14 protein-coding genes are annotated in these 13,675 nt (G+C 40.0%); 7 read left to right on the top strand and 7 right to left on the bottom strand.

Going from position 1 to position 13,675, the window contains the following annotated elements; genetic code table 11:
• Positions 1-32: 32 nt before the first annotated feature.
• Positions 33-461: a copper resistance protein NlpE gene (locus tag A3854_RS00625; protein ID WP_084040810.1), complete on the bottom strand. Its 429-nt coding sequence runs from the start codon at positions 459-461 to the stop codon at positions 33-35.
• 80 nt (positions 462-541) lie between these two features.
• Between A3854_RS00625 and A3854_RS00620 the strand changes: the two genes are divergently transcribed.
• Together A3854_RS00620 and A3854_RS00615 are read left to right on the top strand one after the other, a co-directional pair.
• A complete protein-coding gene (locus tag A3854_RS00620) occupies positions 542-1,456 on the top strand; it encodes an SPFH domain-containing protein (RefSeq protein WP_084040808.1) in 915 nt (304 codons plus the stop codon).
• On the top strand, positions 1,453-1,845 hold the full coding sequence (locus tag A3854_RS00615) for an NfeD family protein (RefSeq protein ID WP_084040806.1): 393 nt from the start codon (positions 1,453-1,455) through the stop codon (positions 1,843-1,845). The genes A3854_RS00620 and A3854_RS00615 overlap by 4 nt, the downstream gene beginning before the upstream one ends.
• Before the next feature lie 21 nt (positions 1,846-1,866).
• Here the strand turns inward: A3854_RS00615 and A3854_RS00610 are convergent, their stop codons facing one another.
• Entirely contained in the window at positions 1,867-2,082 is a 216-nt protein-coding gene (locus tag A3854_RS00610) for a hypothetical protein (RefSeq protein ID WP_084040804.1), read from the bottom strand.
• Positions 2,083-2,214: 132 nt separating this feature from the next.
• On the opposite strand from A3854_RS00610, the gene A3854_RS00605 reads away from it, so the two are divergent.
• From A3854_RS00605 to recG, 3 genes are read left to right on the top strand one after another with little or no spacing between them, the layout of a single operon-like run.
• Positions 2,215-3,261, top strand: coding sequence for a dehypoxanthine futalosine cyclase (locus A3854_RS00605; RefSeq protein WP_084040802.1), 1,047 nt, complete (start codon positions 2,215-2,217; stop codon positions 3,259-3,261).
• The gene (locus tag A3854_RS00600; protein ID WP_084040800.1) at positions 3,262-4,491 is read left to right on the top strand and encodes a M16 family metallopeptidase; all 1,230 of its coding nucleotides are present in this window, start codon (positions 3,262-3,264) and stop codon (positions 4,489-4,491) included. It begins immediately after the preceding gene.
• Positions 4,481-6,298 (top strand): ATP-dependent DNA helicase RecG, encoded by a 1,818-nt coding sequence (gene recG / locus A3854_RS00595; RefSeq protein ID WP_084040798.1) that lies wholly within the window; start codon positions 4,481-4,483, stop codon positions 6,296-6,298. The genes A3854_RS00600 and recG overlap by 11 nt, the downstream gene beginning before the upstream one ends.
• A 121-nt stretch (positions 6,299-6,419) precedes the next feature.
• On the opposite strand, the gene A3854_RS00590 is transcribed toward recG, so the two are convergent.
• The 4 genes from A3854_RS00590 to A3854_RS00575 form a co-directional block, all read right to left on the bottom strand.
• On the bottom strand, positions 6,420-6,611 hold the full coding sequence (locus A3854_RS00590; protein ID WP_257639841.1) for an excalibur calcium-binding domain-containing protein: 192 nt from the start codon (positions 6,609-6,611) through the stop codon (positions 6,420-6,422).
• A gap of 97 nt (positions 6,612-6,708) precedes the next feature.
• Positions 6,709-7,482: an ABC transporter ATP-binding protein gene (locus A3854_RS00585; RefSeq protein WP_084040794.1), complete on the bottom strand. Its 774-nt coding sequence runs from the start codon at positions 7,480-7,482 to the stop codon at positions 6,709-6,711.
• Positions 7,482-8,489 carry a FecCD family ABC transporter permease gene (locus A3854_RS00580; RefSeq protein WP_021084752.1) on the bottom strand — a complete coding sequence of 336 codons (1,008 nt, stop codon included), beginning with the start codon at positions 8,487-8,489 and terminating at the stop codon, positions 7,482-7,484. Before A3854_RS00580 ends, A3854_RS00585 begins: the two co-directional genes overlap by 1 nt.
• A gap of 3 nt (positions 8,490-8,492) precedes the next feature.
• Positions 8,493-9,548 carry an ABC transporter substrate-binding protein gene (locus tag A3854_RS00575; RefSeq protein WP_084040792.1) on the bottom strand — a complete coding sequence of 352 codons (1,056 nt, stop codon included), beginning with the start codon at positions 9,546-9,548 and terminating at the stop codon, positions 8,493-8,495.
• Positions 9,549-9,765: 217 nt separating this feature from the next.
• Between A3854_RS00575 and A3854_RS00570 the strand changes: the two genes are divergently transcribed.
• Complete coding sequence (locus A3854_RS00570) at positions 9,766-11,997, top strand: nitric-oxide reductase large subunit (RefSeq protein ID WP_084040790.1); 2,232 nt, start codon at positions 9,766-9,768, stop codon at positions 11,995-11,997.
• A gap of 71 nt (positions 11,998-12,068) precedes the next feature.
• A complete protein-coding gene (locus A3854_RS00565; protein ID WP_084040788.1) occupies positions 12,069-12,611 on the top strand; it encodes a DUF1523 family protein in 543 nt (180 codons plus the stop codon).
• A gap of 478 nt (positions 12,612-13,089) precedes the next feature.
• Here A3854_RS00565 and hpf read toward each other — a convergent pair whose 3' ends face one another.
• The gene (gene hpf, locus A3854_RS00560; protein WP_004317788.1) at positions 13,090-13,617 is read right to left on the bottom strand and encodes a ribosome hibernation-promoting factor, HPF/YfiA family; all 528 of its coding nucleotides are present in this window, start codon (positions 13,615-13,617) and stop codon (positions 13,090-13,092) included.
• Positions 13,618-13,675 lie beyond the last annotated feature (58 nt).

Raw genomic sequence — 13,675 nt, 5'->3', positions numbered from 1 at the left:
ATTGCAAAATTATATCATTTTGCCTTTAAAATTTATTTTACGCGTTTAAAGATGTATTTATCTTTTAGCTCGCCAGTGACCTCTTTTTGATCCATATCTAGCATTTTTAGGTTCTCGCCTTCTATTTTATAAAAGCTCTTTTCTTTATACTCATCAATCGTTGTTATCACACCATTTTTGATCGAGTATTTGCCTTTACTAACGGCTTTGTAGTTGTCTTTTGACTTGTAGTTCATCACACTTTCAAATGTGCCGTCCTTTTTTAGTATAAGGGTTGAGTCTATACCCATGCAGCTAGCGCAAGGTAAAAATGCTTTATAAGTGCCCTCGATGCTACTAATTGGAGCTTCGCAGCTGCTTTTTACTTCACATTTGCCTTGTGGGACGTTTGCGTTTTGGCTAGATGAGGCACAACCTGCTAAAAGTAGAGCCGCACTTAGTGCAAATATAAAATTTTTCATGCTAATCCTTTTTGAAAACAAAATTTAAAATGTATTATAATACTTAAGAAAATAACAAATTATAAATTAAAGGAGTAAAAATGCAAATCGAAGCATTTGGCGTTTTAGTCGTAGTTCTGGTTATCTTTGCGTTCTTGTTTTTAAAGGCTGGCATCAAGATCGTCTCACAAGCTGATAATCTACTCATCGAGCGACTTGGTAAATTCCACAAAGTGCTTGATGGCGGATTTCACATAATCATCCCATTTGTCGATCAAATAAGAGCGATCATTACCGTAAAAGAGCAGCTTGTAGACATCACAAAACAGCAAGTCATCACAAAAGATAACGTAAATATAAGCGTCGATGGTATCGTCTTTTTAAAGGTGTTTGATGCAAAAATGGCGGTTTATAATGTCGATAACTACAAGCGTGCCATTGCAAATTTAGCCATGACAACGCTTCGTGGCGAGATAGGTGCGATGAATCTTGACGATACACTAAGCTCACGTGACCGCCTAAATGCCGCACTTCAAGTGGCTCTTGGCGACGCTGCTGGCAACTGGGGTGTAAAGATCATGCGTGTAGAAATTTCTGAAATTTCTGTCCCACTTGGCATCGAAGAGGCGATGAATATGCAGATGAAAGCTGAGCGCGAAAAACGTGCGATCGAGCTAAAAGCCTTGGCTGAAAAAGAGGCTTTAATTCGCAACGCCGAAGCGCTAAAACAAGAAAAAGTGCTTCAAGCAGAAGCGATCGAGCGTATGGCTGATGCGAAAAAATACGAGCAAATCGCTATCGCAACGGCTCAAAAAGAGGCTATGGATATGATAAATGATAGCATGAGCAAAAACGCAAATGCGGCAGAATTTTTGCTCGCGCGCGATAGAGTAGGGGCATTTAGCGAGCTAGCTAAAAATAACTCAAAAGATAAAATTTTAGTTCCTTACGAGTCGACTGAGCTTATTGGTTCACTTAGCGTTTTGAAAAATTTCCTAGCTAAGGATAAGGCGTGATCAGCCCTTTTATAATGATAGCAATCGGTGTGGTTTTATGCATCACCGAGTTTATCTTTTTCTCGTTTTATTTGCTATTTTTTGGCATAGCTTTTATCGTAGTTGGAGCTATAAATTTTGGTTTTAGTCTTGCTTGGAGCTATCAAATTTTAATTACGGCAGTGATTGCGATCGTGCTCCTTGTGCTTTTAAAAGCGCCGTTAAAGAGTAAATTTATGTCCAGAAAAGAGAGCTTTAACGAGGAATTTTTAGACGAAGCCGGCGTTGGCGAGATCAGAGAAAATATGGTCTATTTCAAAGGTACACTTTGGAAATATGACGGAAATTTAGCTAATGGAGAGAAAGTGACGGTTCTTGGCACCAAAGGTGACAAGGTGATATTAAAATAAAAGTGCCATTTGGCACTTTAGTTATTTTGCGTGAGCTGGGCAGCCTTGCATGTCGCCGTGCATTGAGCCTTGCATCGCCCCTTGCATGCCATGATGTGGGCAGCTTGGCATATTTTCTTGCATCATTTTTTGATGATGAGAACAACCGCAACCTTCATGGCTTGCTGGCTTTGGCTCATTTTTAGCACAACCAACTAAAAATAGTCCGCAAATAACGGCAAATACTATCTTTTTCATAACTTGCTCCTTTAAAGAATTTCTCACATTTTAGCCTTTAAAAATTAATTTTTCATAACGCTTGATTTATCATATTTAAAAGCATTTTTGGCTAAACTCTCGCCCAAAAATAAGCAAAATAAAAGGTTAAATTTGAAAAGACTTAGTGTAAATGAGGCCATCGATCTTATAGAAAATGCACCGCTTCACGAGCTTGGCAAGATGGCACTAGCTAGAAAAAAAGAGCTTCATCCAGATGGCATAACGACCTTCATCGTAGATCGCAACATCAACTATACAAATGTCTGCTGGGTGGATTGTAAATTTTGCGCATTTTACCGTCACGCAAAAGAAGAAGACGCTTATGTGCTAAGTTTTGAAGAGATCGGCAAGAAGATCGAGGAGCTAATCGCCATTGGTGGTACTCAAATTTTATTTCAAGGTGGCGTTCATCCAAAGCTAAAGATCGAGTGGTACGAGGAGCTTGTTGGCTACATCAGCAAGCACTATCCAAGCATCACGATACATGGCTTTTCTGCCGTTGAGATCGACTACATCGCAAGAATTTCAAAAATTTCTACAAAAGAGGTCTTAAGACGCCTAAACGAAAAGGGCTTATACTCGATGCCAGGGGCTGGAGCGGAGATTTTAAGCGACCGCGTTCGCGACATCATTGCCCCTAAAAAGTGTGACACTGCAGACTGGCTTCGCATACACAAAGAGGCGCACGAGCTTGGCATGAAAACGACTGCTACGATGATGTTTGGTACGGTTGAGAGCACTCGCGAGATCGTGGAGCACTGGGAGCACATCAGAAATTTACAAGATGAAACGGCTGGATTTAGAGCCTTTATACTTTGGAGCTTTCAAGGGCTAAATACAAAACTCATGCAAGAATTCCCTGAGATCAAAAAGCAAAGCTCAAATGTCTATCTAAGGCTTCTTGCGGTTTCAAGGCTCTTTTTGGATAACTTTAAAAATATCCAAAGTAGCTGGGTCACGCAGGGTAGCTACGTAGGTCAACTAGCGCTTCTTTTTGGTGCAAACGACCTTGGTAGCACAATGATGGAAGAAAACGTCGTAAAGGCCGCAGGCGCAAGCTTTAGGATGAATCAAGATCAGATGATCGAGCTTATAAAAGATGTCGGAGAAATTCCAGCTAAGCGCAACACAAACTATGATATTTTGGAGAAATTTTAGATGAAAATTTTAGATATCAATGTAAAAAATGTAAAAATCCCAGTCGTTTTTGAAAGCTCAAAAGCGATGCCAGTAGTGAGCTTAAAGCTAGTTTTCAAAGCAGCTGGTAGCTCGCAAAATGGCAAGCTAGCAGGCCTTGCAAGACTAAGTGCAAATTTGCTAAACGAGGGCGATATGAAGCTAGGCTCGGCTAAATTTGCCAAAGAGCTTGAAGTAAGGGCGATCAGCCTAAATGCAAGCTGCGGCTTTGAGACATTTTGCATCGATATAAACTGCTTAAAAGAGCACTTTGCCTTTGCGTGTGGCAAGCTAAAAGAGCTACTGCTCGCTCCAAATTTGACAGAAGAAATTCTAAATAGGTGCAAAAACGTCACACTTGGCGAGATCGCAGCAAATGAAAATGACTTTGACTACTTAGCAAGGCAGGGACTTTTTGAGCTTTTATACCCAAAAAGTGTGCTTGCTCAGCCAAGTATTGGCACTAAAAAGAGCGTAAAAGCGATCACGCTTGAAGATGTAAGCAAATTTTTAAACGAGCATTTAGACCTTTCAAATTTGCTTTGCGTGCTAGGTGGCGACATCGACGAGAAACAGACAAAAGAGCTTGCTAGTGTTTTAGAGATACTAAAACCTGGCAAGGTGCGAAAGTTAGAGCGCTTTAGTCCAAGCAACAAGTGCGAAAGTAGCGAGATCATCAGGCAAAGCGAGCAGGCATACATCTACTTTGGAGCGCCATTTTATGTAAAACCTGAAGAAAAATACAAGGCCACAGTGGCGACATTTATCTTGGGCGAGGGTGGCTTTGGCTCGAGGCTCATGGAGGAGATCCGCGTAAAAAGAGGTCTTGCATACAGTGCCTACGCTAGAAATTTGCTAAATTTCTCTTACAGCCAGCTTTATGGCTACATGCAGACAAAAAATGAGAAAAAAGATGAGGCTATCGCCGTTATAAAAGAGGAAATTTTAAAATTTAGTAAAAAAGGCGTTAGCAAGGCCGAGCTTGAGCAGGCGAAGAAATTTTTACTTGGCTCGTTGCCGCTTAGACTTGAGACGCTATTTAAGCGCCTCGACATCGCGCAGGGCGAGTTTTATGAGCATGGCGAGCTTGGGGCATTTTTAAAGGACCTTGATAAAATTTCAGCCCTTTCGCTAAGCGAGCTAAATAGCTTTATAAAAGCCCACGTAGAGATCAATCAGCTAAGTTTTTGCGTCCTAAAAAATGAAATTTGAAGCAAGCGACAGAGCAAAACTTCTAAAAATAGGCGTGCTTAGCCTGCTTGACCTTGCTCTAGTGCTGCCAAAGGGCTTTGAGGATACGACTATCGCTAAGAGCCCAAGAGAGGGGCAGGTCTGCATAAACGTAAAGATCACTTCGCTAGCCTCGCGCCCTGGCATGCTAACAACACTTGCCTTTTGCGAGCAGTGGCAAAGTAGCGTAAAGATCGTCATTTTTAACGCAAAGTCTTGGCACTACGGCGCTTTTAAGACGGGCAAAGAGATGGCAATATATGGGCTTTGCTCCTACGCCTTTGGCTCATGGCAGATAGTAAATCCAAAAATCACCACAAAAATAGGTCAGATCGTGCCTAAATTTAAGACCGAGCTAAAAGACGAAGAGCTAAAAAAACTCATCTTAAAATATCTAAATTTACAAAATTTAATGGCCGAAGGTTTAAATGAAAAAGAGGCTAAATTTCTAGCTGATCTGCAAAGGCTAGATGATCAAAGCGTGCAAATTTTATATCGCCTAAAAAATGATGGCGAGGGTTTAGAAATTTTAAAATTTGTAGAAATTTTTAACTACATAAAAAAGCTAAGTGCCAAAAAAACCTACTTTAAAAGCCCAGAAATCAAGCTTTTTGACATAAGCTCTTGGCTTAAGAGTTTGCCATTTACGCCGACAAATGACCAGCTAAATGCAATAAATGATATCAGAGACGACCTTAGTGCTGTGCAGGCAAAAAGGCGCGTCATAATGGGCGACGTGGGAAGTGGCAAGACATTAGTGATCCTAGCAGCTGCTCTTAGCGTATATCCGCAAAGTGCCATTTTGATGGCGCCAACAAGCATCTTAAGCGAGCAAATTTATGACGAAGCAAAGAGGTTGCTACCTGCTTTTATGAATGTGATGCTAGTGCGAAGCGGGGAGAAAAAGATAGACTTTAGCGGGGTAAATTTGATCATCGGCACGCATGCACTGCTATTTCACGAGCTGCCAAACTCACCGCTTGTCATGGTCGATGAGCAGCACCGCTTTGGCTCAAATCAGCGCAAAAAGATAGAAGAGCTTGCCTCAAACGAGGACGAGCGAGCAAATTTCGTGCAGTTTTCAGCTACACCGATACCTAGGACGCTAAGTTTAATCCAGTCTGAGATCGTAAATTTTAGCTTTTTAAAGCAGATGCCATTTAAGAAAAATATAACGAGCCAAATTTTAGGCGCTAGCGAGTTTGGCTTTTTGCTAACTCACATCAAAAAGCAGCTTGCGGGCGGCTTTCAGGTGGTTATCATCTATCCGCTAGTTGAGAGCAGCGAGAGCTCAAACTACCAAAGTCTAAGCGAGGCGCAGGGCTTTTGGCTAAAGAATTTCAAAAATGTCTTCGTTACGCACGGCAAGGACAAAGAGAAAGAGGAAATTTTAAGGCGGTTTAGAGAAGAGGGTGAAATTTTGCTCTCAACCACCGTTGTTGAGGTTGGTATTTCTCTGCCAAGGCTAAATACCATCGTCATCGTGGGGGCTGAGCGGCTAGGCCTTGCCACGCTTCATCAGCTAAGGGGCAGAGTAGGGCGAAACGGTGGCGATGGATACTGTTTTTTGTTTACTAAGCTAAAAGAGACGCCAGCTAGGCTAAAAGAATTTTGCGCGACAAATGACGGCTTTAAGGTGGCTGAGCTTGATCTTAAAAACCGCCAAAGCGGCGATATACTAAACGGCTTTGTACAGCATGGAGCGACATTTAACTTCTACGACTATGAGGATGATATCACACAGGCTGCAAAGGCTAGAGTGGCGGCACTTGCTAAAAATAATGCCTAGTTGCTTTTAGCTTAATCTAAATTTTTGATTTTTTTACCGGCTCTTTTGGATTGTTTAAATTTTTTATAATTTATCGAATTTAAAGTAAGTGCCAAGGTTAAGCTTTTTAAAATTTATAAAATTATTTTTCTACTCTGTGCTCTTTGCATACATTCTCGCATGGTATGCCGTCACGATCACGGTCAAACCCACTGCGTCCACAGTTTCTTAGATAGTGATATGCTTCTTCGCAACTTTTCATCTCTTTGCAGTAGCGTTTAGAACAATCAAATTTATCCGCCGCGTTTGCCATCAATGCAAAAAATAAAATCAAAACTACTTTTTTTATTTTTACTCCAAAGGCAGTATTAAATAAGAAAAATAATACAAAAAAGCGCTCTCAAAAGAATTTCTCTTTTGAGAGTATAAATTTAAAGAGGATATGTTAAACAGCACTCTCTTTTTACTTCGTCGATGTAGCTCACGTTTAAATTTAGTCCGTAAAGCTTGCTTAAATTCTCACTTCTAATGATCTCATCAACCGTGCCAAATCCAACCTCGCCATCACCCTTTACAAGAGCGACATATCCGCCAAGAAGCACGGCAAAGTCAGGGTTGTGAGTGGTTAGCACGACCGAGTAGCCAAGCTCTTTTAGCCATTTGACGGTACGTAGGAATTTATACTGGTTGCCAAAGTCAAGCGCGCTAGTTGGCTCGTCAAATATGATCATCTTTGGCTGCGCAGCCATCGCACGAGCGATCATACACATCTGCTTTTGACCGCCACTCATCTGCGTGATGAAGCGATCCTCAAGATACTCGATCTCGAGCTTTTTAGTGTAAATTCTAGCGATCTCTTCGTCCTCTTTGCTAGGTCTTGCAAAGATGCCAAGGTGCGCCGCGCGACCCATCGTGATAAACTCAAGTCCGGTGTAGTCATACTCTGTAACTTCGCTTTGAGCCACGTACGCCATGATCTTAGCGCGCTCTTTGTTGCTTAGACTATCTACGTTTTTGCCATCAAGAAAGATCTCTCCTGAAACTGGCTTTAGTGAGCCGCTTATTAAGCCTAAAGTTGTTGATTTGCCAGCTCCATTTCGACCAAGTATGGTTAAAATTTCCCCAGCGCCTATCTTTAAATTTACATTTTCTAGTTTGCCAGCCCCATTTGGGTAGCTAAAGTTTAAATTTCTAACTTCAAGCATCATGCAACCTTTTTATTTCGCCATAAAACCCAGACGAAAAATACCGTGCCGATAAAGCCAGTAAGTACGCCAAGAGGCACTTCGCTCACGCTTATGCTGCGCGCTAGAGTATCGACAAATAGCAAAAATATCGCACCCATAAATATGCTTGCAGGCATGCTTTTTATGTTATTTGCGCCAACTAGCATGCGCGCTAAGTGAGGCATGAGAAGTCCCACCCAAGCGACTATGCCACTTATGCAGACGCTGCAGGCTGTTAGAAGCGTAGCGCAGATGATGATGACAGCGCGCTCAAATGAGACATTTACGCCTAGTCTAGCCGCACTCTCGTCGCCAAGAGAGAGCAAATTTATACGCCAGCTCATGGCGATTAGTAAAATGGCGCAGATGATCATCACTGGAGCTATGTATTTTAAGTTGTCACTATCGAGCTTTGCAAGGCTACCAAGCTGCCAATAAACAATGTCAGGCAGCTTTGTCTCAGGGTCGGCGACATACTTTAAAAAGCCGATCACTGAGCCCATAAGGCCGCTTACGATGATACCAGAAAGAACTAGCATAAGCGTGCTCGTGCGACCCATCATCTTTGGTATGGCTAGCGTGATAGCAACGGCTGCTAGGCCAAAGCCAAAGGCAAAAGCCTGCACCCAAAATAGCGATAGATCAAAGATGATAGCAGTCGCAGCCCCCACGCAAGCGCCTGCTGAAACGCCTAGAAGATCAGGGCTAACTAGCTGGTTTTTAAAGACGCCTTGATAGGCCGCACCACTCACGCTAAGAGCGGCTCCAACAAGGATGGCTGCGATGATGCGTGGGATGCGTAAATTTTCTATCACATTTGTGATGTTGCTAGCTGCGCCATCTCCAAAACCAAAGCTGTGAGCCAGCACGCTAAAGACGTCGTTAAATGGTATGTAAAATCTACCAACGCCCAGTGCGACAAAGGCGCAAAGAAGCGTTAGTAGAGCTAAAAAGATAACAACTATTGAAAAATTTGCGTTTTTCATATCTTACTTGCTGCTACCGTCTGGATTTAGACCTTTTAGGATATAGCCGTACTCTGTGTCGCTAAGATCGTGATTTAAGAACTCTTTATAAAACTCTTTTGTTTTTGCTTTTATATCGACATCTTTAAATAGATCTGATTGGATAGTCTTTGCTGCCCATAAAATTTGAAGCACGTTTTCAGCGCCATATCTATCCCAGCTAAATACACCTTTTGGGTTGCCGTAAATTTTGCCGTTTTTAACAGCGTTTGAGCCAGAGAATGCAGGGTGCTCTTTTATCTTTTTGATCTGTGCATCTGTGTCATTGCCGCCAACGATGATGATATCAGGATTTGCATTGATGATCTCTTCTGCGCTAACTTCGATCATTGAGCCCTCAGTTTGGATAGCATTTACACCGCCACCTAGCTTGATCCAAGTGTTTTGGATAGTGTTTGTACCATCAATTTTTAGCAAATTCGCTCCGCCAAGAAGGTGAAGTACTTTTGGACGTTTAGCGTCAGGAATGTTTTTTGTTCTTGCTGTTACAAACTCAGAGTTATCGTGGATTTTATTAGCAAGTTTTTCAGCTTTTTTTCTAGCGTCATCAGTGCCTATGACTTCAGCTGTTGCGTAGATGCTTTTCTCCATATCTGGATAGTCTCTAAAGATCAAATTTACCGCGCTAAAGCCGTTTTTGATAAGTTCATCTTGGTAGTTTTTGCTTGATACCACGATAACATCAGGAGCAAGTTTAACAAGCTCTTCGATCTGAAGGTCTTTGCCATTTAGTGCAGCTGGCAAATTTTTAAGTTTTGGATAGACGTGCTCAAACCACTTGTTGGTTTTGATCAGATCAGTTGTGGCTACAACTTTATCCATGCCACCAAGTGCTAGGATGATCTCGTTGTTTGCATTCCACAGTGCTGCGATCTTCTCAACCTTCTCAGGCACGCTTACTTTGACACCTTTCATATCTGTGATGCTTCTAGCAGACTCAGCAGCGCTTAGACTAAGAGCCATAAATAGTGAAGCAACAAGGCTAAATTTAGCTACTTTATGCATAAAATTTGTTTGCATATTTTTTCCTTTATTTTTGAAGTATAAACATGTATGTTAATAATATTTATATTAATTCTATGTAAATTTTGCATATACATTATGAAGAATTTGCATATATTGTAAATTCTTATAAAACTAATGGGATAAATTCTCTCCTCTTATTGACATATGTCATTATTTGCTTTTTTAAAATGAGATAAACTTCGCCTTAAAATTTTTAAAAAAAGGAGAATCAATGCGTGAATACAAAAAGTATTGGCTAGCACTTGTTGCAGTACTAGTAATTTGCTTTAGTATTTTAGGCTACTACGGCGTTGAGGTTTATAGAAGCTCGCCACCAGTTGTAAATTTTACAGATGAGAATGGCAATGTCGTTATCGACAAAGAGAGCATCTATAAAGGTCAAGAGGCCTGGCAAAGCATAGGAGGTATGCAAGTTGGCTCTGTTTGGGGACACGGCGCATATCAAGCACCTGATTGGAGCGCGGACTGGCTTCACAAAGAGTTAGTTATATTTTTAGAGTTAAAAGCAGATGAAATTTACCACTCAAAATATGCTGACTTAAATGATGAGCAAAAGGCAAATCTAAAAGTTCTACTTAAAAAAGAGTACCGAGAAAATGGCGTAAAAGACGATAAGATCGTACTTAGCAGCGATAGATTAAAGGCTATGAAACAAGTAAGCCAAGAGTATTCATCACTTTTTGGAAATGACCCTAAGTTTAAATCTTTAAGAGAAGCTTATGCGATGAAAGAAAATACTCTTCCAAATGCTTCTGATAGAGATGATCTTAATAACTTTTTCTTCTGGTCAGCCTGGGCAACCGCAACAAACAGACCTAACAGCGATGCTACATACACAAACAACTGGCCACATGAGCCACTAATCGATAATGTACCAACAAGCGAAAATATTTTTTGGTCAATTGCAAGCGTTGTAATACTTATTGCTGGTATTGGATTTCTTGTTTGGTTTAGCTCTTTTTATGGCAAAAAAGATGATGAAAAGTTGGAAGCTATTAGCGAAGATCCACTTAGTAAATTAAGCCTAACTCCATCTCAAAAAGCTCTTAAAAAATATCTTTTTGTGACTTTGGCTCTTTTTGCATTCCAAATTTTAATAGGCGGCTTTACAGCTCACTATACAGTCGAAGGACAAGAATTTTACGGTATAAATTTATCAGCTTATATTCCTTATTCACTTGCTAGAACATGGCACATTCAGGCTAGTATTTTCTGGATTGCGACAGGATTTTTAGCAGGCGGTCTTTTCTTAGCACCTATTATAAATGGCGGTAAAGATCCAAAATTCCAAAAGCTTGGCGTAGATTTATTATTTTACGCACTATTAATCCTTGTAGTTGGCAGTTTTGCTGGCGAGTATTTAGCGATCGCAAATATTATGCCTATAAATTTAAGCTTCTGGTTTGGACATCAAGGATATGAATATATCGAGCTTGGACGTGTTTGGCAAATTATTTTATTTGTTGGCCTTGTTATTTGGATGCTACTTTTACTTCGCGGATTTATTGGCGGATTTAAGAACAAAGGTGACAAAAATTTACTTGCTATCTTCGCAGCTTCTGCTGTTGCAGTTGGATTATTTTACGGAGCAGGATTATTTTACGGCCAAAGAAGTCCACTTCCAGTGATGGAATACTGGCGCTGGTGGGTTGTACACCTTTGGGTTGAAGGCTTTTTTGAGGTCTTTGCTACCGCTTCACTTGCTTTTGTGTTTGTTAGTCTTGGTCTTGTTTCAAAGAGATTTGCTACGTTTTCAACACTTGCGAGTGCATCACTTTTCTTAGTAGGCGGAATTCCAGGAACTTTCCACCACTTATATTTTGCGGGCACTACAACACCGATAATGGCAGTTGGCGCTAGCTTCTCAGCACTTGAGGTAGTTCCTCTTGTATTGCTTGGAGCTGAAGCTTATGAGCATTACAGACTTCAGTTTGCTCAAACTTGGGCTAAGACATTAAAATGGCCACTTTACTGCTTTATCGCAGTTGCTTTCTGGAATATGCTAGGTGCTGGTGTATTTGGATTTTTAATCAATCCTCCGATTTCACTATTTTATATCCAAGGCCTAAATACGACTCCAGTTCACGGACATGCTGCGCTATTTGGTGTTTATGGATTTTTAGCACTTGGATTTGTTTGGCTAGTAGCTACTTATCTATTCAAAGGTCAAGAATTTGACGAGAAACTTATGAAAGTAGGTTTTTGGGGCTTAAATATAGGCCTTATGCTAATGATCGTGCTTTCACTACTTCCAATAGGAATTTATCAAGCATTTGCAAGCCTAGAGCATGGTATGTGGTATGCAAGAAGCGCTGAGCTTTTACAACAATCACACTTGCAAAATTTAAGATGGGTAAGAATGATTGGTGATACGATTTTAATAATCGGTGGAATCAGCTTCCTTGCACAACTTCTAAAATTTATGCTTAATAAAAAAGCTTAAAATTAAAGGGGTGTTTTGCCCCTTTATTAAGCTATCTTTTCATAAAATAACGCAAATTTAAAAGGAAAGAAATGATTATATTTTTTAAAAGAATTTGCGTTATTTTTATCGTACTCTTACACTCTTTTTTGGCTCTTGTAGTTGATTATTCGTTTCCACACTATGCAAATGTGCAAATAACAGGTGGCGATGTCAAACGTATGGACAAAGATGGCATCATCGATGCTAAAAATCCGGCAGATGGCCCTACCAGAGATGTTTATTTTATCTACACTAAAGATTCTAATAATTCAAATAAAGTCATGGCTTATAGAAATGAAGATACTGCATGGAGTTTTCCGTTTTATTTTAAATTTAACTCAGCTGATGTACAAGCCAAGGCTCAAGGCTTTGCAAATAGCGATAAAAACGTAACTGTAAAATATTATGGATATAGAATTTCTATGCTTCAAGAATTTAGAAATGTCATCTCGCTAAAAGAAAGCGGCACTGATACTAGTTGGCCGGTAGCTAGCTATGTATTTTACTTTATCTTGTTTATCTCGCTAATCATTTGGATAAGAAAGATAAATAAGGCCTTTAGACCAAAAACTAGTGAAAATTTAGAGAAATAGATAGTATTTGTTTTAGTTATTTGATATTTTAAAAATCAAAAAGAGAGCTTTGTCTCTCTTTTATCTTTAAAAATTTCTAGTACTATCAAGCATTTTTAGCTCGTTTGCTCTGCTATATTATTTACCACATTCATCTACGTTTTTCCAGCTTGTAAAGTAAAATTCCACATCCAGATGCTTAAAATTATTTTTAAGAAAATCGCCCACTTTTTTTATGGCATGTAATTCTTTGCCTTGCCATTCATCAGTTGTAACCTAGTTTATGTCGTTAAATTTAGTTTGCCAAGATCTTCTAAATGTGGCTCATATGAAAGCCACATTGTATCTACATCTATCTTATGCAAGGATATCTATTCTATTTTTGAAAATTTAAAGCCATTTGCTGGCGTAGCAGTTTTTGTAACAAGATTTCTTAGATTTCAGAAAGAAATTTTATAGTGAATTAGCATAAATTTTAGGGGCAAAGCTGCCCCTATTTTTAGTAAAGACCAAAAGTTCCGTCTGTTCTTTTGTAGATGACGCGCATTTTGGCATCGACATCGTTAAATACGTAAAATTGTTTATCGCTTGATTTTAGCTTATCGAGTGCTTCTTCTACCTCAAGAGGTTTGTAAATTTCAAGCTCCATAGGCACGATCTCTTCGACACCTTCGATCTTTTCTTCGCCTATTCTCGAGCGAAATTCTTTATCATCAGCCTTGCCTTTTACTGTAAATTTCTTATCGTGCTCTCTTCTTAAAACTTTTGAAGCCTTTTCGATAGCAAGATCGATCGCTGCATAGAGATCTTTATCTTTTTGGCGAACGACTATCGTGTCTTTGTGAGCCATATTTAGAGAAAATTCTGCATTAAAGCCCTTTTTACCTTGCTTTTCATCCGCTCCTACTACGCATCTTGCTGAGATGATGTCAAGGTTGTACTTGCCAAGGGTGTCAAAAGCGTCTTGGATGTAGTTTTTGATGGGCTCTGTTAGCTCAAATTGTTTTCCTACAATGCTTATGTTCATCGCAATCTCCTTTATAGAAAGTAAGATGATTATAACACGACGAAACTAAAAGCAAATT

Source organism: Campylobacter concisus, assembly GCF_002092845.1.
Taxonomy (GTDB): Bacteria; Campylobacterota; Campylobacteria; order Campylobacterales; family Campylobacteraceae; genus Campylobacter_A; species Campylobacter_A concisus_AQ.
The sequence above is the reverse complement of the archived record's forward strand: the minus strand, read 5'-3'. Positions and strand labels throughout refer to the sequence as shown.

Bases quoted from the DNA above. Each gene is read 5' to 3' on its own strand.
- A3854_RS00625 (WP_084040810.1), bottom strand. From the start codon at position 461: ATGAAAAATTTTATATTTGCACTAAGTGCGGCTCTACTTTTAGCAGGT.
- A3854_RS00620 (WP_084040808.1), top strand. From the start codon at position 542: ATGCAAATCGAAGCATTTGGCGTTTTAGTCGTAGTTCTGGTTATCTTT.
- A3854_RS00610 (WP_084040804.1), bottom strand. From the start codon at position 2,082: ATGAAAAAGATAGTATTTGCCGTTATTTGCGGACTATTTTTAGTTGGT.
- A3854_RS00600 (WP_084040800.1), top strand. From the start codon at position 3,262: ATGAAAATTTTAGATATCAATGTAAAAAATGTAAAAATCCCAGTCGTT.
- recG (WP_084040798.1), top strand. From the start codon at position 4,481: ATGAAATTTGAAGCAAGCGACAGAGCAAAACTTCTAAAAATAGGCGTG.
- A3854_RS00585 (WP_084040794.1), bottom strand. From the start codon at position 7,482: ATGCTTGAAGTTAGAAATTTAAACTTTAGCTACCCAAATGGGGCTGGC.
- A3854_RS00580 (WP_021084752.1), bottom strand. From the start codon at position 8,489: ATGAAAAACGCAAATTTTTCAATAGTTGTTATCTTTTTAGCTCTACTA.
- A3854_RS00575 (WP_084040792.1), bottom strand. From the start codon at position 9,548: ATGCAAACAAATTTTATGCATAAAGTAGCTAAATTTAGCCTTGTTGCT.
- A3854_RS00570 (WP_084040790.1), top strand. From the start codon at position 9,766: ATGCGTGAATACAAAAAGTATTGGCTAGCACTTGTTGCAGTACTAGTA.
- A3854_RS00565 (WP_084040788.1), top strand. From the start codon at position 12,069: ATGATTATATTTTTTAAAAGAATTTGCGTTATTTTTATCGTACTCTTA.
- hpf (WP_004317788.1), bottom strand. From the start codon at position 13,617: ATGAACATAAGCATTGTAGGAAAACAATTTGAGCTAACAGAGCCCATC.